Origin of the sequence: Butyrivibrio sp. (assembly GCF_017635265.1) — a bacterium.
GTDB lineage: Bacteria > Bacillota > Clostridia > Lachnospirales > Lachnospiraceae > Butyrivibrio.
In genome coordinates this window covers 14,287-35,847 of sequence record NZ_JAGBLU010000138.1, presented here as the reverse complement: position 1 = coordinate 35,847, position 21,561 = coordinate 14,287, and the positions used below count along the sequence as shown (strand labels likewise).

Genomic DNA, 21,561 nt, shown 5'->3' with positions numbered 1-21,561 from the left:
TCTTATGCTTTCCGACCAGCATAAGAAAGTATATTTTTTTGTAGAAAAATAAGAAAGCTTGTTGTAAGATATATGGCAGAAAAATTAAACCGAAGGGGATGCATTGATGAGTGATAGGGTGAATGTTGAAGAGATCTTTGGTCAGAACGTCTTTACTCTTGCCAAGATGAGAGAGAGACTTCCAAAGAATGTTTACAAAGAAGTTGTTAGTGTTACGGAACATGGCGGTGAACTCTCCAAGGAATCAGCGGATGTTGTTGCCAATGCCATGAAGGAGTGGGCTATGGAAAATGGCGCAACTCATTACACACACTGGTTCCAGCCGCTTACAGGAATTACTGCTGAAAAGCATGATTCTTTTGTTGGAAGTGCTGACAAGGATGGAAGAATGATTACTTCATTCTCCGGTAAGGAATTGATAAAAGGCGAACCGGATGCTTCTTCGTTCCCATCGGGAGGACTTCGTGCCACATTTGAAGCAAGAGGGTATACTACCTGGGATATCACTTCTCCGGCATTTTTGAAAGAGTCGGGTGCCGGCGTAACTCTTTGCATACCTACAGCGTTTTGTTCATATACAGGAGAGGCACTTGATAAAAAGACACCTCTTCTTAGGTCAATGGAGGCTATTAACAAGCAGGCTCTCAGAATCGTTAGATTATTCGGAAATGATACAGCAACTAAAGTCAATGTTTCAGTTGGACCGGAGCAGGAATATTTCCTGGTAGACTGGGATAAATCACTGAAACGTGAAGATATCATCTTTACAGGTCGAACACTTTTTGGCGCTCAGCCACCAAAGGGGCAGGAGATGGAAGACCACTATTTTGGTGTTATCAGAGAAAGAGTTGGCGAGTACATGAAGGATCTTAATGAAGAACTTTGGAAACTCGGCGTACCTGATAAGACACAGCACAATGAGGTCGCTCCCGGTCAGCATGAGCTGGCACCTATCTACGAAACTGCAAATATCGCAGTAGATCACAATCAAATCATAATGGAAACAATGAAGCGTGTGGCAGAGCATCATCACATGAGATGTCTTTTACATGAGAAGCCATTTGCAGGTGTTAACGGTTCCGGTAAACATGATAACTGGTCTCTTTGCACAGATGATGGAATAAACCTTCTTGATCCGGGTGACACACCCAATAAAAATGTTCAGTTCCTTTTTGTTTTGGCCTGCGTATTAAAGGCAGTTGATAAGCATTCAGATCTTTTGAGACAGAGCGCATCTGATGTTGGTAATGATCACAGACTTGGGGCTAATGAAGCTCCTCCTGCTATTATTTCGGTATTCCTTGGCGAACAGCTTGAGGACGTTGTAAGGCAGCTTATAGAGACCGGTGAGGCCAAGTCAAGTAAGCGCGGCGGTAAACTCAAGACAGGTGTTTCCACACTTCCACAGTTTGAGAAGGATGCTACTGACAGAAACCGTACATCACCCTTTGCATTTACCGGCAATAAGTTTGAGTTCAGAATGGTTGGTTCATCAGATTCTATGGCCAGCTCCAATACAACACTTAATACGATTGTTGCAGAAGCTTTCTGCGAGGCGGCAGACAGACTTGAGAAAGCCAAAAATTTTGACGAAGAAGTTCACGATATTATAAAAGAATACCTTACAGAGCATCAGCGCATTATCTTTAATGGAGACGGATATTCAGATGCCTGGGTATTGGAAGCTAAAAAGAGAGGACTTCCGAATATTGCTTCAACAATTGAAGCGGCAGACACTCTTACAACCAAGAAGGCTATAGAACTCTTTGAGAAGTTTGGGGTTTATACCAAAACGGAGCTTGAGTCCAGAAAAGAGATTATTTTTGAGACTTATGCAAAGACAATCAATATCGAAGCTCTTACAATGATCGATATGGCTTCAAAACAGATTATTCCGGCAGTTATGAAGTATGCGGGAAGACTTGCAAGAGATGTCAATGAGATTACTAATGCCGGAGTAGATGCCAAACCACAGATAGATGAGCTTAAAGAAATCCAGGATAACCTCTCCAAGATGAAAAAAGCTTTGGATAAACTTAAGAAATATGAAGGTAAGGCTGCAACTATTTCAGATCAGAGGGAACTTGCTTTCTTCTACAAGGATGAAGTCAGACCTGTCATGGATGCTCTTAGAGCTCCTGCAGATGAACTGGAAATGTTGGTCGATAAAAAAGACTGGCCGTTCCCAACATATGCAGATCTTCTTTTTGAGGGATGATTATATACTCGTGAAAGCTAGGTAAAATAAGTGATTGTGAGGTTTCTTTAAAAAATTTAAAATTTTTTTAAAAAAGTACTTGCTTTTTAAAGAAACCTCACGTATAATCATTACTTGTTGATGGGCTATCGCCAAGCGGTAAGGCAACGGACTCTGACTCCGTCATTACGTAGGTTCGAATCCTACTAGCCCAGTTAATATAGTGAAGCGAGATTGGTGACAATCTCGCTTCTTTTTGTTTAAAACTTGATTATGCAGAATGATGTAAATTGTTTGTATTGGATCATTATAGTCATATTATCGGGAGGTGTCAGATGTATACCTTTAGTTCAAGAATCAGGTATAGTGAAGTTGATAGTGAAGGAATTCTTACACTTGAATCTCTTATAGATTATTTTCAGGACTGCTCAACCTTTCAAACTCAAGACGGGCCGGCAACAATGGAATATCTTAAGAGTCTTAACCTTGCGTGGGTTCTTAATTCATGGCAGATTGAGATAAAAAGATATCCAAAGCTATGCGAAGAGGTTGTTATCGGAACAGTTCCTTATGAACTTAAGGGAGCTTTAGGGCTTAGAAATTTTTTTATGGACACCAAAGATGGTGAGAGGCTTGCAGTAGCAAACTCTATATGGACTTTATTTAATTTTAAATCCAATTATCCGGCGAGGATCACATCTGTTATCCAAGAAGCTTATCCTCTTAGTGATAAACTTGAGATGAATTATGGTGACAGAAAGATTAAGATTCCATCTGACGGTATTAAGACCGACTGTGAAGAAATTGTTGTGAGACGGCACAACCTTGATACAAACAATCATGTCAATAATGGTCAGTATATCAGAATGGCCATTGATCAGATAAAGGACAAAAAAGGAGTAGTCTCTTCCATGAGGGCCGAATACAAAAGACAGGCCCGTCTTGGAGATATTTTGAAACCTGTTGTCATAGAAAATAAAAACGGTGATAATAGTGTATATACCGTGAATCTTAACAATAAAGATGACCGGTCGGTATGTACTGTAGAACTAATTGTTAAGTAATAGGACTTTAGGACGGAGGAACCATGATAAGATTAGGAGAAAAACAGACACTTGTAGTTATTAAGAAGGTTGACTTTGGAGTATATCTTGCAGAGGAAAACGGAAGTGATGAGAAAGTTCTTTTACCTGCTAAACAGGTGCCGCAGGGAACTGATATAGGGACAAAAATCGAGGTCTTTGTCTATAAAGACTCAGATGACAGACCAATAGCCACGACCAATGAGCCCAAGATAATGCTCGGTGACGTAAGAAGGTTAAAAGTAAAAGAAACCGGAAAGATTGGTGCCTTCATGGATTGGGGGCTTGAAAAAGATGTTCTTTTGCCATTCAGGGAACAGACCGCTAAGGTAAAAAAAGGTGACGATGTTCTTTGTGCTCTTTATATTGATAAGAGTTCAAGACTTTGCGTTACCATGAATGTATACAGATATCTTTTAAATGAGAGCCCATATGGCAAGGATGACAAGGTTCAGGGCACTGTTTACGAACTGAGTGATAACTTTGGCGCTTTCGTTGCTGTGGATGATATCTATTCAGCTCTTATCCCTAAAAAGGAACTCTATGGAAATATAAAGATTGGTGACAATATTTCTGCAAGAGTTACTTCAGTTAAGGAGGATGGCAGACTTAATTTAAGTCTTAGAGAGAAAGCGTACCTTCAGATGGATACAGATGCTGAAAAGATATATTCTATGTTGGAAGCCGGAGGCGGAAGAATTCCGTTTACTGATAAAGCTTCTCCTGAACTTATCAGGGAAAAGACAGGAATGAGCAAGAATGAGTTTAAGCGGGCTGTTGGTCGTCTTTTAAAGGAAGAGAAGATAGTCATAAAAGAGGACTCAATAGTTGTCAGATAAGGAGTTTGGCGTGGATTATAAAAGAGCTAACAGATCTTTTTTGTATATGATACTTGCCACATTGGCATTCACTCTGCTTTTGAGTTATTGGATCATACTTACGGGAAGCAGCCTTTCAATACTTACAAACAATGTACTTTCAGAGCTTGTGGTGTTGATTCCGGCACTGGCGGCTATTCTCTACGGCGGAGAGAAGATCACGGAGGCTGTTCCGTTTAAAAAAATAAAAATCACTACTCTGTTTATGATTGTCGTATATGTTATTAGCCTGTTTCCGCTGGTGTCCTTTGTGAATTCCGTATCTATGCTTTTTGTGGAAAATATGGTTAGTTCTATCAGCGGTGAAGTTCTTGCCATGCCGATGTGGACAATGCTTTTATCTATAGGTATTGTAGGACCTTTTGTGGAAGAGTTTGTTTTCAGAGGCTACATTCTCCATAGCTACCAAAGGACCGGGCGAATTATTGGCTCCATAGTTCTTTCTTCGATTCTTTTTGGAATGATGCATCTTAATTTTAATCAGTTTGCATATGGAACGGTAATGGGGATAATGTTTTGCATATTGGTTGAGGCTACGGGCAGTATATGGTCATCGTTTTTTGCTCATGCCCTGTTTAACTCAATCGAAGTTATCTACATGTATACTTTCCCAGACATTATAAGTGAGGCCGATGAAACACTGGAGAGTTACGGTGCAGGAGATGGAAGTACTTATCTGATGATAGGTATATATTTTGTACTGGCGGTGATATTTACAGCGATTGCTCTTTGCATAGTTTATAAGATTTCAGAGATGGAAAACAGAAGGGCTTTTGTTGACAGCATCCGTATGTATCCCGGACAGGGCTATAAACTTATTACTGTGCCTTTGATAATTGCGATGGTAATAGCTTTTGCGTGGATGGTATATGTGGCAACATACTTATAAAGCAAACGCCCGTGGCAGATTGAAAGCCAAGGGCGTTTTTTGATGGCGTTTTAGATGCGAATGTCTATGTTTCCTCCAATATCAGGATTAACAGATAACTCTGATACGGCATCAATGCCTTCGATCAAAGAACTACCTACATCCTCCATGAGATCAAGATTCTTGGAAAGCATAGCAACTCCAACATCAGTTAAAACCTTGTTCTGTGCAAGGACCATCGATAAAGCAGGAATATCCATAGGCACCTCCTGTGCGTCTGCGCTCTGAAACGTTCTTTAGGGCGCAATATACTTTATCCTGTCTTGTATATCGTCACGGTAACTTCGAATGTTAATACCAAAATGAAGAAGGTGTTTTTGTAAGTTTTGACTATGAAAATAAAAAAATGTACAAAAAAGCCCTATTAATTGGTGGATTTTTTTGTACATTTATATTAAAATGGCTATGTATAAATTCAGTAGAGCTAAGATGCTCTTCAGAAAGAGTGTAAAATGATTTCTAATCAAATTCTTCAGAATACCATTGACGGGTTAAAAAACATAGCACATGTAGATCTTTTTGTGCTTGATATTGATGGCAAGGAGGTCGCTTCCACAAGCAGTGATATAGGCAACATATCTTCTGCTGCAAGGGACTTTGTGGAATCTCCTGCTGATTCTCAGGAAATTCAGGGATATCAGTTCTTTAAAATATATGATGAGCAGAGCCTTGAGTACATTTTAATCTGCACCGGAAGTGGTGAGAATATCTATATGCTTGGTAAGATGATAGCATATCAGATCCAGACTCTTTTAGTTGCTTATAAAGAGAGATTTGACAAGGATAACTTCATTAAGAACCTGCTTCTTGATAACCTTCTTCTGGTTGATATCTACAGCAGAGCTAAAAAGCTCCATATTCAGACTGATGCCAAGAGAGTTGCCATGATCGTTGAGTCTGTTAACGGAAGGGACAATAATGCCCTTGAGATTGCCAGAACTCATTTTGGAAATGGAACAGATTTTGTCACAGAGGTTGATGAGGACAATATTATAATAGTTAAGGATGTTACTGACTTTAACAAGCCGGGAGAGATTGCCAAGTCCGCAGAAGAGATGCAGTCAGTACTTGAAAAAGAAGGGCTTTCCGGAGTAAGGATTGCCTATGGTACTGTTGTGGGAGAGATAAAGGAAGTCAGCAGATCTTATAAAGAAGCCAAGATGGCACTTGATGTAGGTAAGATATTCTTTGATGAAAGAAAGGTAATCTGCTACAGTGAACTCGGAATTGGAAGACTTATTTACCAGTTGCCGATCCCTCTATGCAAAATGTTCATCAAGGAAATTTTCGGTGGCAAGAATCCTGACGAGTTCGATCAGGAGACACTTACAACTATTGATAAGTTTTTTGAAAACAGTCTTAATGTTTCGGAAACATCAAGACAGCTCTTTATCCATAGAAATACTCTTGTATACAGGCTTGATAAACTTCAGAAGAGTACAGGATTGGATTTGCGAGTTTTTGATGATGCAATTACTTTTAAAATTGCTCTTATGGTTGTAAGATACATGAAGTACATGGAGAAGTTTACTTGATTGTAAATCTTTGCTTTTAATCTAATTAATTTGTTCTAGGAGAAATATATGGAAAAAGGCTACAGAAGAAAAAGGGGCACAAGGCAGATCCCTGATGATGAGGTAATAACCCTTGAGAATGTTACCAAGTCATATTCTACAGGTGCACCTGCATTAAATGGTGTCTCACTTCATATCAAAAAAGGGGAGTTCGTTTTTATCGTTGGAGACAGCGGTTCAGGTAAATCAACCCTCATAAAGCTTCTTCTCAGAGAGCTTGTGCCGACAGATGGTGAAATAACAGTTCTCGGTTATAATCTGAGAAAGATCAAACACAGTAAGATACCTAAGTTCAGGAGAAACCTCGGAATAGTATTTCAGGATTTCAGACTTTTAAAGGACAGGAACGTGTACGAGAATGTTGCTTTTGCACAGAGAATTGTACAGACTCCTACGAGAGAGATAAAGAGAAACGTTCCTTCTATTCTTGCAACGGTTAACCTTGCAGGAAAATACAAGAATAAAATAAACCAGTTGTCAGGTGGCGAACAGCAGAGAGTTGCCCTTGCAAGAGCGCTTGTAAATAAGCCTACAATTCTTTTGGCAGATGAGCCTACCGGAAACCTTGATCCTAACAATTCATGGGAAATTATGAAGCTCATGGAGCAGATCAACGAAAATGGTACAACAGTTATTGTGGTAACACATAACAGAGAAATCGTTAACGCCATGAAAAAGAGAGTTATAACCATGAAAAAAGGCGTCATTATTGAAGACGAGGAAGAGGGTATGTACATCGATGAGGATTAGTAGTTTCTTTTACACCATCGGACAAGGATTTAAGAATTTAGGCAGAAACAAGTGGTACACGCTTGCTTCCATAGCTACAATAAGTGCCTGCCTGTTTTTGTTCGGACTTTTTTATTCTATAATCACCAACTTTGAAAATGTAGTTAAGACTGCAGAAGAGGGAGTTTCGGTTACGGTTTTCTTTAACGAAGGAACTTCCGAGGAGCAGATACTTGCTGTAAAGAGTGATCTTGAACAGAGAGCGGAAGTCAGAGAGATAGTTTATGTTTCAGCAGATGATGCCTGGGAGGACTTTAAAGAGGAATATCTTGGCGAGTATGCTGATGGTTTTACAGAGAATCCGCTTGCTGATTCAGCTAACCTTCAGATATATCTTAACGACGTATCTTTGCAGGGAGCTTTGGTTACTTACATTGAGTCAATTGATGTTGTCAGAGAAGTTAACCGTTCAGAAGTTACAGCCAACACGCTTAGCGGCTTAAATGTTCTTATCGCGTATATTTCAGCCGGAATCATAATAATTCTTCTGCTGGTTTCCATCTTCCTTATCAGCAACACGGTTACAATGGGTATTGCGGTCAGAAAAGATGAGATTAACATCATGAAATACATAGGTGCTACTGACTTTTTTGTACGTGCGCCTTTCGTGGTAGAAGGTATCATAATCGGAATTATAGGGTCAATCATTCCGCTTGTAATAATTTACTTTGTTTATACAAATGCTATTGCTTATGTGGTATCAAGGTTTACCATGCTTTCAACGCTACTTAATTTCCTTCCTGTCAGCATTGTGTACAACAAGCTTGTACCTATTTCTCTTGCAATAGGAATTGGCATTGGATTCTTTGGTAGTTTCACGACTGTAAGAAAGCACCTACATGTATAAGTCATAAAGGATATTCTTTTACATTGAATTTACTAAAAAATGCTTATAATAACAGAATAGTTAAAGGGTTAATATGTGCAGCTACAGCAATTGCTATATTTGCAGGTAGCTGCATATCTTCGTATGCGGAAGTGACTGAGGAGAGTATCAAGGCAAAAGAAGCTCAGATCAGCGAAGCCAAAAAAGAACGTGATTCACTCAGTTCGGCAAAGACTAATCTTGAGAAGATAAAAAAAGATCTCGAAAAGAGCAAGTCGGATTTGAATGCATATATTACTGAGCTGGATGCATCGCTTACTGATATACAGACCAAGATTGACGCTCTTACGGATCAGATTACTGAAAAAGAGGCTGAGATAGAAGAAACCACAAAAGAGCTTGAGGAAGCTGAAAGAATTCAGCAGGAGCAGTATGAAGCCATGAAAAAGCGTATCAAATTTATGTATGAGCGTGGCGATACCATGTACATGGAGCTTCTGGCAGAATCAGGAAGCTTTGGAGATATGCTTAACAAAGCTGAATACATTGAAATGCTTTCCTCCTATGACAGAAAAAAGCTCAACGAATATATTGCAACCACTCAGCTTATTACTGTTACCAAAGAAGCGCTTGAAGAGGAAAAGGCGACGCTTGATCTTGCAATGGAAGAAAAGGAGCAGGAAGAAGATAATCTTCAGTCCCTTCTTTCAGCAAAGAATAGCGAGCTTTCGGCTGTTAAGACCGATATTTCCAATAAAGAAGCAGCTATAGCTGAATACGAGGCTGAAATCAAAGCTGAGAATGCTACAATAGCTGCTCTTGAAAAAGAGGTTGCCGCTGATAAGGCTGCTCTTTATAGTAGATATATGTATGATGGTGGTGTATTCACCTGGCCTTGTCCGAGCTATACCAGAATTTCTGATGATTTTGGTATGAGATTACACCCGACTCTTGGGGTTCAAAAAATGCATAATGGTATAGATCTGGCAGCGCCCGGCGGATCGGCTATCCTTGCAGCCTATAATGGCACGGTTGTAGCTGCTGACTATAACTCATCCATGGGTAATTACATAATGATTAACCATGGTGGTGGTCTTTATACCATATATATGCATTGCTCAGCGTTGTATGTCTCAAAAGGAACGGATGTTACTGCGGGAACTAAGATTGCAGCAGTAGGATCCACCGGAAGATCTACAGGTAATCATCTGCATTTTGGCGTACGCTTAAACGGAGCTTACGTTAGTCCATGGAATTATCTGAAATAATGAATTTTCCGGAGATAGGAGCGAAAAGAAATGGATTATCAAAACGGGTTCGATGAACAGCAGTACCGCGGAAGACTAAACAGAAGATTTTTAAGTGGAATTTTGGTGGGCTGTTTTGTGGCTTTATTTATAAGTGCTGCAGTTTGTATTGGGTACCTGCTTACTTTAAACGTGGCTACAGTTCAAAATGAAGTAAGTGGTAGTACGGTATTAAGCGAGGATATCCTGTCAAAGATTAACAAAATAGAAGCTGTTATCGATACTAATTTTTATAAGACGGATGTAACAACCGAGGATAAAGCAAATGGCTTATATAAGGGACTGATGGAATCTCTTGATGATCCATATTCAGTTTACTATACCGAGGAAGAGTTGACTGAACTTATGAATGATACCGAAGGGATTTACTATGGAATAGGTGCTTATGTAAGCATGGATCAGACCATGGCACTTCCACGTATCTCAGGAGTAATGGAGGGAAGCCCGGCAGAAGAAGCACAGCTTCAGACTGATGACATCATCTATGAAGTCAACAAAGAGAGCACACAGGGACTTGAGCTGAGCGAAGTAGTATCTCTTATAAAAGGCGAAGAAGGTACAACAGTTCATCTGACACTTCTTAGAGGAAGTGATCTTGAGGAAATAGAAGTTGATGTTATGCGTGCCAAGGTGTCAGTTCCAACAGTTAAAACTGAAGTCATGGAGGATGGAATCGGATATCTTCAGATTACGGAATTTGATGAAGTGACGCCGGATCAGTTTACTGAAGGGATGGCAGAGCTTAGAGCAAATAACATAGAAGGACTTATTATTGACCTGCGAAGTAATCCGGGTGGAAGTCTTACAGCGGTATGTGATATTGCAAGACAGCTCCTTCCAAAAGGAACAATAGTATATACTGTGGATAGAGAAGGCAACAGAGAAGATTATACCTGTGATGGAACTCACGAGATTGATATTCCTGTAGTAGTGCTTGTTAACAAATATTCAGCAAGTGCATCAGAAATTTTATCAGGTGCAATTAAGGACTACGGAATCGGAACGCTGGTAGGAACCACAACATACGGAAAAGGCATTGTTCAGAGAATCTTTGACCTTAAGGATGGTACTGCAATAAAGTTAACTGTAAGTAACTATTACACACCCAATGGTTCAGATATCCATGGAGTAGGAATAGAGCCTGACGTTGAAGTTGAATTTGATGCAGATGCATATGCAGAGGACAAAACTGATAATCAGTTAAATAAGGCTATAGAAGTATTAAAAGAGTCAATGAGTGAAGAGGAAGAAAAAGCTGGTTGACAAGAAAAAATAATAATAGTATCATTCAAAACTGTGCTAGGTCTTAGCACAGTTTTCTTTTTTTGGTTTAATTGCTCGTTCGAGCGCTTTTTCCAATTGTTAGAAATAGTTTTGGATTTACGTGTGTTATGAAAGGAATATCATGAAAGTTAAAGCGTGTATTTACACTGATGCTGGTAGGAAGCGCTCCGTTAACCAGGATGCTTCTCTTATCAAAGTGGCCGGCGCGGGTCAGGTTGGCAGAATTTCATTTGTTGCGGTTTGTGATGGTATGGGCGGCTTGTCAAAAGGGGAAGTTGCCAGTTGTAAAGTGATAAGGTCTCTTGAAAACTGGTTTCATGAAGAGCTGCCTTTAATGCTCGGGATTGGTGAGGATAAACTTTGGGAAGTTATTGAAAACTCATGGAGGAGACTTCTGGCGGATATGGATAAAGATATCAAACGCTATGGGAAACACAGAGGAATCAGTCTGGGGACAACACTTACAGCTCTTTTGCAAATTGGAAGGAAGTTTATTCTTATGAATGTTGGTGATTCCAGAATATATCTGGTAAGCAGGAAAGATGTGAGGAAAATCACCCATGACCATAGCCTTGTGCAGGAAAAAATTGATAGGGGAATTATTACCGAAAAGGACGCCGATGATGATCTGCAACAAAATGTACTTCTTCAGTGCATAGGACATGGAGGACCTATATCTCCTCAGATTATGTTTGGGGAAATCAGGACAAGTTCAACAGTAGTGGCTTGCAGTGATGGGTTTTGGAAAACAATTTCAGAAAAAGAAATTTTCAGATCTCTTTGTCCGCAGATGTGTGTAACATCAGAAGATATGCTGGAAGAATGCAGAAAGTTGACAGGGATGGCTATAGATCGAAAGGAACAGGATAATATCACAGTGGCTGCAATGTGCTTGGAATTTTGAAATGGATAGATTGGAGATAATAAAAAAACTTGGAGAAGGTGGAAACAGCCGGGCTTTTCTGGCCCGTGACAATAGTACCGGCAGACTTGTAACTTATAAAAGATCGAAAATATATTCCGGTGAAAATGTAGATGCATTCGTACACGAGGCATCAGTTCTAAAATGTTTTGGGACAAAAAAATACATGAACCTGATTCGTAAAAAGAGAATTCCGAAACTGGTATGTTTTGGGAGGACATTTATAGTTGTCAGCTTTATCCCCGGGGAAAACTTATTGGATTTGTTAAGAAAAAGAGGAAAACTGAGGGAAAAGGAAGTTTTGAAAATAGCAAGAGATCTTTTGACAATACTTAGAATTTTGCATGAAGGTGAAAAGCCTATTGTATATAGGGATCTTAAACCTGCTAACATTGTGATAAATGAGGAGGGACGAGCAAGTCTTATTGATTTTGGGGCGGCAAGGTTTTATCGGAAAGATAAGCAGGCGGATGATACTGTAAGCCTTGGTACAGTCGGATTTGCGGCTCCGGAACAGTATGGATGTCTTGGGCAGTCCAATGAGCAGACTGATATTTACAGCTTTGGAATGACCTTGACAGCTCTTTTGACCGGAGTGAACACCAAAGATTCAGAGGGGCTCAGTATGGTAAGGTGTGGCGGGCTAAAGGATGTTTCGCCCCAGCTTCTTTCAGTTATAGAAAAATGTATAAAAGCAGACAGAGACAAGCGCTTTAAGACATTTGAGGACGTTGAAAAAGAAATAAAGAAGGTTCCTTTAAGAATTTTTTTATGTCGTCTGGGGAGGGCTGCTAAACTTGCGGCCGCAGCTCTTTTTATATCGGCCATAATTACTATGGGAATAAAATATGGAGACAGCGCAGTTAAATTGATAAAAAACGATTTTGAAGACAGATATCCTGTCATTCAATACAGATTGCTGATTGCAAGACAGAGGATAACAGATTTCGCAGGAACATTTATAATACAGGAGAATTGATGATGACGATTTTTTTATATACATTTTTTGTGGTTTTGGGAGCTTTCGTGGTTATTATGGGCGTAGGAGGCGTACTTACCGGATATGGAGAGACAGAACATAAAAAAGAAATAGAAGGCGAAGCAACAGCTGCCATGTGTACGACAAATCTCTTAGAGGTGAGCGGCGATTTTTCCCGTGGAAAGATGGATGATCTTGTCATAGAACAGGATATGGTCTATACTTATGATTCCTTCAATCTGTGATAAAAACTGATAAAGAACAGATGTTTGCATAAGTGTAATGCTTGTGCTATACTTCCAATACATAATGTAACAAAGATGTCGCTGTATAACTTTTGGAGAATAATATGGGCGATTTTAAGTTAGTGGCTCCATATGAGCCCACAGGAGACCAGCCACAGGCTATTAAGGCTTTGGTTGACGGATTTAAGCAGGGTAATCAGTTTGAAACACTTCTTGGTGTAACAGGCTCCGGTAAGACTTTTACTATGGCCAATGTTATTGCGGCTCTGAATAAGCCAACGCTTATTATTTCACATAACAAGACTTTGGCCGGGCAGCTGTATGGTGAGATGAAGGAATTTTTTCCGGAGAACGCCGTAGAATATTTTGTGTCCTACTATGATTATTATCAGCCAGAGGCATATGTTCCTCAGACGGATACTTATATAGCCAAGGACTCTGCCATAAATGATGAGATCGATAAGCTTAGACTTTCTGCCACAGCTTCTCTTGCAGAACGTAAGGATGTAATAGTTGTAGCCAGTGTGTCATGTATATATGGATTGGGAAGTCCGGAAGAGTTTAAGGGAATGTCAATATCACTCCGTCCCGGAATGCAAAAGGACAGAGACGATATAATAAAGGATCTTGTGGCTATTCAGTATACGAGAAATGACATGGAGCTGGGAAGATGCAACTTCAGAGTTCGTGGTGATACAGTTGAGATATTCCCGGCTAACGCTGATGATTACCTTATAAGAGTTGAGTTTTTTGGAGATGAAATAGACAGGATCACAGAGGTTGAACCGGTTACAGCCAAGGTCAGAAGTGAACTGACTCACGTGATGATTTATCCTGCTTCTCATTATGTTGTTCCGCAGGAAAAGATAAACAAGGCTTGTGACAATATTGAAAAAGAGCTTGAGGAACAGGTTAAGTTTTTTAAAGGTGAAGACAGACTTATTGAGGCACAACGAATCTCAGAGAGAACTAACTTTGATGTTGAGATGATGAGAGAGACCGGATTTTGTTCCGGTATTGAGAACTATTCAAGGCATCTTAACTTCATGGCTCCGGGTGAACCTCCGCTTACACTGCTTGATTTCTTTGACAGAGACTTTTTGATAATTGTGGATGAGTCCCATATGACTATACCTCAGGTAGGGGCTATGTATCATGGAGACAGGAGCAGGAAGCTGACGCTTGTAGATTATGGCTTCAGATTGCCGTCAGCCCTTGATAACAGACCGCTTAATTTTGAGGAATTTGAGTCACATATAGATCAAATGCTGTTTTGTTCCGCAACGCCCGGTAAATATGAGGAAGAGCATGAACTTTTAAGAACAGAACAGGTAATAAGACCGACAGGTCTTCTTGATCCGGAGATTTCAGTAAGACCGGTTGAGGGACAGATCGATGACCTTATTTCTGAAATCAGAAAAGAGATAGATAAAAAGAATAAGGTACTGGTTACAACTCTTACAAAGAGAATGGCAGAGGATTTGACAGAGTACCTTGCTGAAGCCGGAATAAGAGTTAAATATCTTCATTCCGATATAGACACTCTTGAGAGAGCAGAGATCATAAGGGATATGCGACTTGATGTGTTTGATGTTCTTGTTGGTATCAATCTTTTAAGAGAAGGACTGGATATTCCTGAGATTTCTCTTGTTGCTATTATTGATGCTGATAAAGAAGGATTTCTTCGTTCGGAAACATCCCTTATTCAGACCATTGGAAGAGCAGCCAGAAACTCCGAAGGTCATGTTATTATGTATGCTGATAATATGACAGACTCTATGAAGAAAGCTATAGAGGAGACAAAGAGAAGGCGCGCCATTCAGGAAAAATACAATAAGGAGCATGGAATAACTCCTCAGACTATCAAGAAGGCTGTAAGGGATCTTATAGCCGTAACTAAGGCCATAGCCAAAGAGGAAGTTAAGTTTGAAAAGGAACCGGAGTCAATGAATCAGGAAGAACTGGAAAAACTCATTGCACAGGTTCAAAAGAAGATGAAAAAAGCGGCAGCAGAGTTGGATTTCGAGAATGCTGCAATGCTGCGTGATAAGATGGTTGAACTAAAAAAAGTTCTCAACGATCTTACTGAAGGTAAGTAACTGTGAGTAGTTTTTTATTTATACGGAGATAATATATGTCTGAAAACAGAATGACAAAAAAGAATACCACGACAAAAAGAATACTTCCGGCTGATATTCATGACTATATCAGGGTTCGTGGGGCAGCAGAGCACAATTTAAAGCATGTAAATGTGAAAATACCAAGAGATACACTTACAGTATTTACGGGGTTGTCAGGCTCCGGCAAGTCGTCTCTTGCGTTTGATACTATTTTTGCAGAGGGACAGAGAAGATATATGGAGTCCCTTTCATCCTATGCCAGAATGTTTCTGGGGCAGATGGATAAGCCCAATGTCGAGAGAATAGAGGGATTATCGCCAACTATTTCAATAGATCAGAAATCTACAAACAAAAATCCCAGATCTACCGTTGGTACTGTTACAGAGATTTATGATCATTTCAGAATGCTATATGCCAGAATCGGTATTCCTCATTGCCCTAACTGTGGTCGAGAGATAAGAAGGCAGACAGTAGATGAGATTTGCAATCAGATAATGTCTCTTGGAGATGGAACCAAGCTTCAGATTCTTGCTCCTGTAGTAAGAGGGAAAAAGGGTGAACATGCCAAGACTCTTGAAAGAGCAGTAAAATCAGGCTATGTGCGTGCGAGAATTGATGGAAGTCAATATGAGATTGCAGAAGAAGAGATTAAGCTTGATAAGAACATCAAGCATAACATTGAAATAATTGTAGATAGAATTGTGGTCAGAGATGACAACGAAAATTTAAGAAGGCGACTTACCGACTCGGTTGAGAATGCGTTGGGACTTGCTGATGGGCTTCTTTTAGTTGATGTAATCGGGGATAAGGAGCTTAGTTTCAGCCAGAACTTTGCCTGCCCTGATTGCGGTATCAGTATTTCTGAGATTGAGCCCAGAAGCTTTTCATTCAACAATCCCTTTGGCGCTTGTCCGGACTGTGCCGGACTTGGATATAAAATGGAATTTGACGAGGATCTTATGATCCCGGATAAATCTCTTTCATTAAATCAGGGCTGTATTGTTGTTATGGGATGGCAGTCTGCACACAAAGAAGGAAGCTTTACCAATGCGACACTAAAGGCTTTGGCTAAAGCGTATAAATTCAGTATGGATACTCCTTTTCAGGATCTTCCCGAAAAGGTAAGGCATATGCTTGTCTATGGTGCTGACAAGACTGTTAATGTTCACTATAAGGGTTCAAGGGGAGAGGGAGATTATCCAATTCTGTTTGACGGACTTATTAAAAATGTTGAACAGAGATACCGGGAAACTTTTTCTGAAACTGCCAAGGCTGAGTATGAGGAGTTCATGAGAATCACTCCGTGTCAGCTGTGCAAGGGCCAGAGACTGAAAAAAGAATCCCTTGCAGTAACAATTGATGACAGGAATATCTACGAGATAACTTCAATGTCAATTGATGAACTGCAAAAGTATCTTGAACAGCTACAGCTTTCAAGCTATCAGGAAATGGTTGGTGCTCAGCTTTTAAAAGAAATAAGAGCAAGAGTGGGATTTCTTGTAGATGTGGGACTTGATTATTTGTCTTTGTCCAGAGCTACCGGAACTCTTTCAGGAGGAGAAGCTCAGAGAATAAGACTTGCAACACAGATAGGTTCGGGGCTTTGCGGAGTCTGCTACATCCTGGATGAGCCCAGTATCGGACTTCACCAAAGAGACAATGATAAACTTCTTAATACTCTGAAAAATCTTCGTGACCTTGGCAATACACTTATAGTTGTTGAACATGACGAAGATACAATGAGAGCAGCAGACTATATTGTTGATGTAGGTCCCGGGGCAGGATCTAAAGGTGGAAAGATAGTTGCCTGCGGAACAGCTGAAGAAATCATGCAGGTAAAGGAGTCCATTACAGGTCAGTATCTTTCGGGAAAGCTAAAAATAGAAGTTCCGAAGACCAGAAGAGAGCCAAAAGGATGGCTCAAAGTTGTAGGAGCACAGGAGAACAACTTAAAAAATATAGATATAGATGTTCCTCTTGGTGTACTCACCATAGTAACCGGAGTTTCAGGGTCAGGAAAGAGCTCTTTTGTTAATGAAATATTGTACAAGCATCTTGCAAGAGATTTAAACAGAGCAAGAGTCATTCCCGGAAAACATAAGGGGATTGAAGGACTTGAACAGGTTGATAAGGTTATAGCGATTGATCAGTCGCCTATCGGAAGAACTCCCAGATCTAATCCGGCTACATACACAGGCGTTTTTGATATGATAAGAGATCTTTTTGCCGGAACACCTGATGCCAAGGCGAGGGGATATCAGAAGGGAAGATTCTCATTTAACGTTAAGGGCGGTCGATGCGAGGCCTGTGGCGGAGACGGAATTATCAAGATCGAGATGCATTTCCTGCCGGACGTTTATGTTCCATGTGAAGTATGCGGAGGAAAGCGCTATAATCATGAGACCCTTGAAGTTAAGTACAAGGGAAAGAACATATATGATGTTCTTGATATGACAGTAGAAGAAGCCCTCGGATTTTTTGAAAATGTTAAGACCATAAAGAGAAAGATACAAACTCTTTATGATGTAGGACTTGGATATGTTAAGCTTGGTCAGCCAAGTACCGAACTTTCAGGTGGTGAAGCTCAGAGAATAAAGCTGGCTACGGAACTCAGTAAGGTTGGAACCGGAAAAACCGTATATATCCTTGATGAACCTACTACAGGTCTTCATTTTGCAGATGTACAGAAACTTGTGAAAATCATGCATGAGCTTGTTGAACAGGGAAACACAGTGGTTGTTATTGAACATAATCTTGATGTCATTAAGACCGGTGACTACATAATTGATATGGGACCGGAGGGCGGTTCAAAGGGAGGAACCGTAGTAGCTAAGGGAACGCCTGAAGAAGTAGCTAAGTGTAAAAAATCTTATACCGGAGCATATATTAAAAAAATGCTCAAATAATAGTTAAAGTTTTTGGGGGGATATCCGATATACATAAAAGATGGATATCCCCTTTTCAATATTTTTTATTTGGTTTATAATCGAAATGATATTATAGACTGATAGTACTATCCGCTTTTATGCGCTTAGATAAATGCTAGTTTTTTTGAAAGGGGCATTGATAATATGCAGTATGCAGATATAGGAATTGATTTAGGTACAGCGTCTGTACTTGTATATATAAGAGGAAAGGGCGTTGTTTTAAAAGAACCTTCAGTTGTAGCTTATGACAGAGATACTGAAGAGATAAAAGCAATTGGTGAGGACGCCAGACTTATGCTTGGCCGTACACCGGGGAATATTGTGGCTGTTCGTCCTCTTCGCCAGGGTGTTATTTCCAATTATAAGATTACAGAGCAGATGATGAGATATTTCATCAAAAAGGCTATTGGAAGAAGAATCCACAGAAAACCCTTTATCGCCGTTTGTGTTCCTAGTGGAGCCACAGAGGTTGAGAAAAAAGCTGTTGAAGATGCTACAAGACTTTGCGGTGCCAGAGATGTTAAGACTATTGAAGAGCCTATTGCAGCTGCAATAGGTGCAGGTATCGACATAACAAAACCTTGTGGAAACATGATTGTTGATATAGGTGGTGGAACATCTGATATTGCTGTTATTTCTCTTGGAGGAACAGTAGTAAGCACATCTGTTAAGGTTGCCGGAGACGATTTTGATGAAGCAATCGTTCGTTACATGAGAAAGAAACATAATCTTCTCATCGGTGACAGAACTGCTGAAGATATTAAGATTAAGATTGGTTCAGCATACCCAAGAGCAGAGAATGATTATCTTGATGTGAGAGGAAGAAACCTTGTAACCGGTCTTCCCAAGACGGTAAGAGTGTCTTCAGAAGAAACAGAAGAAGCTCTTCGTGAACCAACATCTCAAATTATTGAGGCTATACACAGCGTTTTGGAGAATACACCTCCGGAACTTGCTGCTGATATTGCAGATAGAGGAATTGTACTTACAGGTGGCGGAGCACTTCTTCGCGGACTTGAAGATCTCGTCTATTCTAAGACAGGTATCAACACTATGACAGCTGAGGATCCTATGACAGCCGTTGCAATCGGAACGGGAAGATATGTGGAGTTCCTTGCAGGATATCGTCAGGACTAAAGCTCATCGCACTGTTCAAGGATTGAACAGTAGTAAAGCCAGGAAGGCATGAGGAATATTGTATGGTAAAAGGTCTATACACTGCTTACACAGGAATGATCAACGAACAGCACAGAATGGATGTGCTAACCAACAATCTTGCCAATGCCAATACTAATGGATATAAAAAAGAAGGTGCAACTGCTCAGGCCTTTTCTGATCAGCTTGCGCTTAAAATTAAAGACTATACTGATGCCCCGTTCACTGCTCGTGGACTGGGCATTATTAATCCCGGTGTAAAAATCGGAGAGGGATATGTTGATTGGTCTGAAGGTCCCATGAAGGAAACAGGTAATACTTTTGACATGGCCCTTGGCGGATATGGATTCTTTGGAATAGAGTATACTAATAAAGCTGTCAATATTGAGAGAGACACAGCCAATCAGACTGATATAATGTACACAAGGGATGGCAATTTTACACTTACAAACGAAGGTGTTTTAGTGACACAGGACGGAGATTTCGTTTTGTCACAGGATGGCGGACATATAGAAATTGATCCGGCACTTCCGGTAGAGATAAATACACTTGGAGAAATTATTCAGGACGGCGAAGTTGTTGCCACAATAGGAAGATTTGATTTTGAAAAGGTAACATATCCTGATGGTAGGATTACATACGAAACATTGGAACATTACGGTGAAAATATGTATATTCCTACTGATGACGCCACACAGATTGATTCTACGGCTTCGGTCTACGCCGGATTTTTGGAACAGTCCAATGTATCAGTAGTCGATGAGATGGTTAATATGATAGCGGTTCAGAGAAACTATGATACTAATCAGCGCATGATAACTACAATTGATGGTACTCTTGATATTGCAGCCAACCAGCTTGGACGTTTGTCATAAAATTTTATATTATTTTAATAAATATTCATAAGGATTGAACCGATAAGAGTATAGAAGATGTTGTTACCGGTCACGGATGACGGTGATGATATGTGTTTTATCTAATCGGAGGTGACTTATGGTAAGAAGTCTATGGTCAGCAGCAACCGGAATGAACGCTCAGCAGACAAATGTTGATACTATTTCCAATAATTTGGCGAACGTTAATACAGTTGGATATAAAGCGCAGGGCGCTCAATTTAAATCTCTTTTGTACCAGGAATTACAGACTGTTACAACGACTTCAAATGGAACCCCAAAGCCTACAACATCACAGGTGGGCTTAGGTGTGCGCACATCTACAATTAATCAGTTTTTTTCCCAGGGATCTTTTCAGAGTAGTGATAATCCAGCAGCGCTTGCAATAAGTGGCGACGGATTCTTTGCGTATATGGCAGCAGATGGCGAAACAATAAATTATACAAGAAATGGAAATTTTGTATGGGCTCTTGCTGAAGAAGGCGGTACAACACTTGAACTTACAACAGCAGAGGGCAATCCGGTTCTTGATATTGATGGGGCAGCAATAACTCTTGATGGTGCTATTGCAAGCCGTATAACAATTAGTAGTGATGGAAAAATTTACTATCCGGATGATCAGGGAGTTCCTACAGATATGGGGCTTCAGATTGGTCTGTGGCAGTTCTCTAATAGAGAAGGACTTGAGAGAGTAGGAAGTGCAGCATGGATACAGACGGCAGCAAGTGGTGAACCTATTCTTGAGAATGATGCGGATAATATAAAGAAAAGTGAGATTGTTCAGGGGTATCTGGAAGGTTCAAATGTAAATGTTGCAACAGAGATGGTTAATCTTATTGTTGCACAGCGAGCATATGAGATGAACTCAACAGCGATTCAGACAACAGATGAAATGATGCAGACTGCAAATTCACTTAAGAGATAATTGATATGAGTGATAAAAGTTAAATGAGGAAAATGCATATTTCGTTTGTAATAATAGGGGATAAAAAATGGCAGGACTAGATATCAAAGGATTAAATGCGACGGCTCTTACTGATTATGCAATGCAGGAAAGCAAGAATGCAAGTACTATAGCGCTTCAGAATAAGCTTCAAAGTACTTCCAAAACATCTACAGACGATGAACTTATGGAAGCATGTAAAAGCTTTGAGGCATATTTCCTTGAGCAGATGTTTAAAGAAATGCAGAAATCTGTAGATGCTATGAAGCCGGAGACACAGGATAATTCGACATCCACCCTGGTGGATTTCTTTAAAGACCAGACGCTTCAGGAAATTTGTTCCACGTCCGTTGATACTCAAAGTAATGGCTTTGCGCAGATGCTCTACGAAAACCTAAAGCGCAATTATGACATTCCGGAGGTTTCTGAATAATATGGATTATTGTGTCCACGTCGCAATAATCAATCAACCAAGGCAATTTTAATCGACATCGTCGATGAGGATTGTTTGA

19 protein-coding genes and 1 tRNA gene are annotated in these 21,561 nt (G+C 40.1%); 19 read left to right on the top strand and 1 reads right to left on the bottom strand.

Going from position 1 to position 21,561, the window contains the following annotated elements; genetic code table 11:
- The first annotated feature begins 106 nt into the window (after positions 1–106).
- The 5 genes from J6O61_RS17695 (at position 107) to J6O61_RS17675 (ending at position 5,046) form a co-directional block, all read left to right on the top strand.
- Positions 107–2,218: a glutamine synthetase III family protein gene (locus J6O61_RS17695; RefSeq protein WP_292215639.1), complete on the top strand. Its 2,112-nt coding sequence runs from the start codon at positions 107–109 to the stop codon at positions 2,216–2,218.
- Positions 2,219–2,339: 121 nt separating this feature from the next.
- Positions 2,340–2,412: transfer RNA gene (locus J6O61_RS17690), tRNA-Gln, on the top strand.
- A gap of 120 nt (positions 2,413–2,532) precedes the next feature.
- On the top strand, positions 2,533–3,261 hold the full coding sequence (locus J6O61_RS17685; RefSeq protein WP_292215638.1) for an acyl-[acyl-carrier-protein] thioesterase: 729 nt from the start codon (positions 2,533–2,535) through the stop codon (positions 3,259–3,261).
- Between the two features lie 23 nt (positions 3,262–3,284).
- Positions 3,285–4,118 carry a CvfB family protein gene (locus tag J6O61_RS17680; protein WP_292215637.1) on the top strand — a complete coding sequence of 278 codons (834 nt, stop codon included), beginning with the start codon at positions 3,285–3,287 and terminating at the stop codon, positions 4,116–4,118.
- Positions 4,108–5,046, top strand: coding sequence for a CPBP family intramembrane glutamic endopeptidase (locus J6O61_RS17675; protein WP_292215636.1), 939 nt, complete (start codon positions 4,108–4,110; stop codon positions 5,044–5,046). Before J6O61_RS17680 ends, J6O61_RS17675 begins: the two co-directional genes overlap by 11 nt.
- Positions 5,047–5,096: 50 nt before the next feature.
- On the opposite strand, the gene J6O61_RS17670 is transcribed toward J6O61_RS17675, so the two are convergent.
- Positions 5,097–5,285, bottom strand: coding sequence for a YjfB family protein (locus J6O61_RS17670; protein WP_292215635.1), 189 nt, complete (start codon positions 5,283–5,285; stop codon positions 5,097–5,099).
- A 252-nt stretch (positions 5,286–5,537) separates the two neighbouring features.
- On the opposite strand from J6O61_RS17670, the gene J6O61_RS17665 reads away from it, so the two are divergent.
- The 14 genes from J6O61_RS17665 to J6O61_RS17600 all read left to right on the top strand — a co-directional run bounded on the left by J6O61_RS17665 (position 5,538) and on the right by J6O61_RS17600 (position 21,482).
- Positions 5,538–6,620: a PucR family transcriptional regulator gene (locus tag J6O61_RS17665; RefSeq protein ID WP_292215634.1), complete on the top strand. Its 1,083-nt coding sequence runs from the start codon at positions 5,538–5,540 to the stop codon at positions 6,618–6,620.
- A 48-nt stretch (positions 6,621–6,668) separates the two neighbouring features.
- Positions 6,669–7,409, top strand: coding sequence for a cell division ATP-binding protein FtsE (gene ftsE / locus J6O61_RS17660; RefSeq protein WP_292215633.1), 741 nt, complete (start codon positions 6,669–6,671; stop codon positions 7,407–7,409).
- Complete coding sequence (ftsX, locus tag J6O61_RS17655) at positions 7,399–8,295, top strand: permease-like cell division protein FtsX (protein WP_292215632.1); 897 nt, start codon at positions 7,399–7,401, stop codon at positions 8,293–8,295. The genes ftsE and ftsX overlap by 11 nt, the downstream gene beginning before the upstream one ends.
- 23 nt (positions 8,296–8,318) lie before the next feature.
- Positions 8,319–9,542, top strand: coding sequence for a murein hydrolase activator EnvC family protein (locus J6O61_RS17650; RefSeq protein ID WP_292215631.1), 1,224 nt, complete (start codon positions 8,319–8,321; stop codon positions 9,540–9,542).
- Positions 9,543–9,572: 30 nt separating this feature from the next.
- Positions 9,573–10,844 (top strand): S41 family peptidase, encoded by a 1,272-nt coding sequence (locus tag J6O61_RS17645; RefSeq protein ID WP_292215630.1) that lies wholly within the window; start codon positions 9,573–9,575, stop codon positions 10,842–10,844.
- A 142-nt stretch (positions 10,845–10,986) separates the two neighbouring features.
- Entirely contained in the window at positions 10,987–11,769 is a 783-nt protein-coding gene (locus J6O61_RS17640) for a PP2C family protein-serine/threonine phosphatase (RefSeq protein ID WP_292215629.1), read from the top strand.
- 1 nt (position 11,770) lies between these two features.
- Positions 11,771–12,766, top strand: a complete 996-nt coding sequence (locus J6O61_RS17635) for a serine/threonine protein kinase (RefSeq protein ID WP_292215628.1) — start codon at positions 11,771–11,773, stop codon at positions 12,764–12,766.
- A gap of 2 nt (positions 12,767–12,768) precedes the next feature.
- Positions 12,769–13,011, top strand: coding sequence for a hypothetical protein (locus J6O61_RS17630; RefSeq protein WP_292215627.1), 243 nt, complete (start codon positions 12,769–12,771; stop codon positions 13,009–13,011).
- A gap of 104 nt (positions 13,012–13,115) precedes the next feature.
- A complete protein-coding gene (gene uvrB, locus J6O61_RS17625; protein WP_292215626.1) occupies positions 13,116–15,110 on the top strand; it encodes an excinuclease ABC subunit UvrB in 1,995 nt (664 codons plus the stop codon).
- Positions 15,111–15,160: 50 nt separating this feature from the next.
- Entirely contained in the window at positions 15,161–18,037 is a 2,877-nt protein-coding gene (gene uvrA, locus J6O61_RS17620) for an excinuclease ABC subunit UvrA (RefSeq protein ID WP_292215679.1), read from the top strand.
- Positions 18,038–18,202: 165 nt separating this feature from the next.
- Positions 18,203–19,195, top strand: a complete 993-nt coding sequence (locus J6O61_RS17615; RefSeq protein ID WP_292215625.1) for a rod shape-determining protein — start codon at positions 18,203–18,205, stop codon at positions 19,193–19,195.
- Between the two features lie 62 nt (positions 19,196–19,257).
- Positions 19,258–20,088 (top strand): flagellar hook-basal body protein, encoded by an 831-nt coding sequence (locus tag J6O61_RS17610; RefSeq protein ID WP_292215624.1) that lies wholly within the window; start codon positions 19,258–19,260, stop codon positions 20,086–20,088.
- A 118-nt stretch (positions 20,089–20,206) separates the two neighbouring features.
- Positions 20,207–21,031, top strand: a complete 825-nt coding sequence (locus J6O61_RS17605) for a flagellar hook-basal body protein (protein WP_292215623.1) — start codon at positions 20,207–20,209, stop codon at positions 21,029–21,031.
- 67 nt (positions 21,032–21,098) lie between these two features.
- A complete protein-coding gene (locus tag J6O61_RS17600) occupies positions 21,099–21,482 on the top strand; it encodes a hypothetical protein (protein WP_292215622.1) in 384 nt (127 codons plus the stop codon).
- The last annotated feature ends 79 nt before the right edge of the window (positions 21,483–21,561 follow it).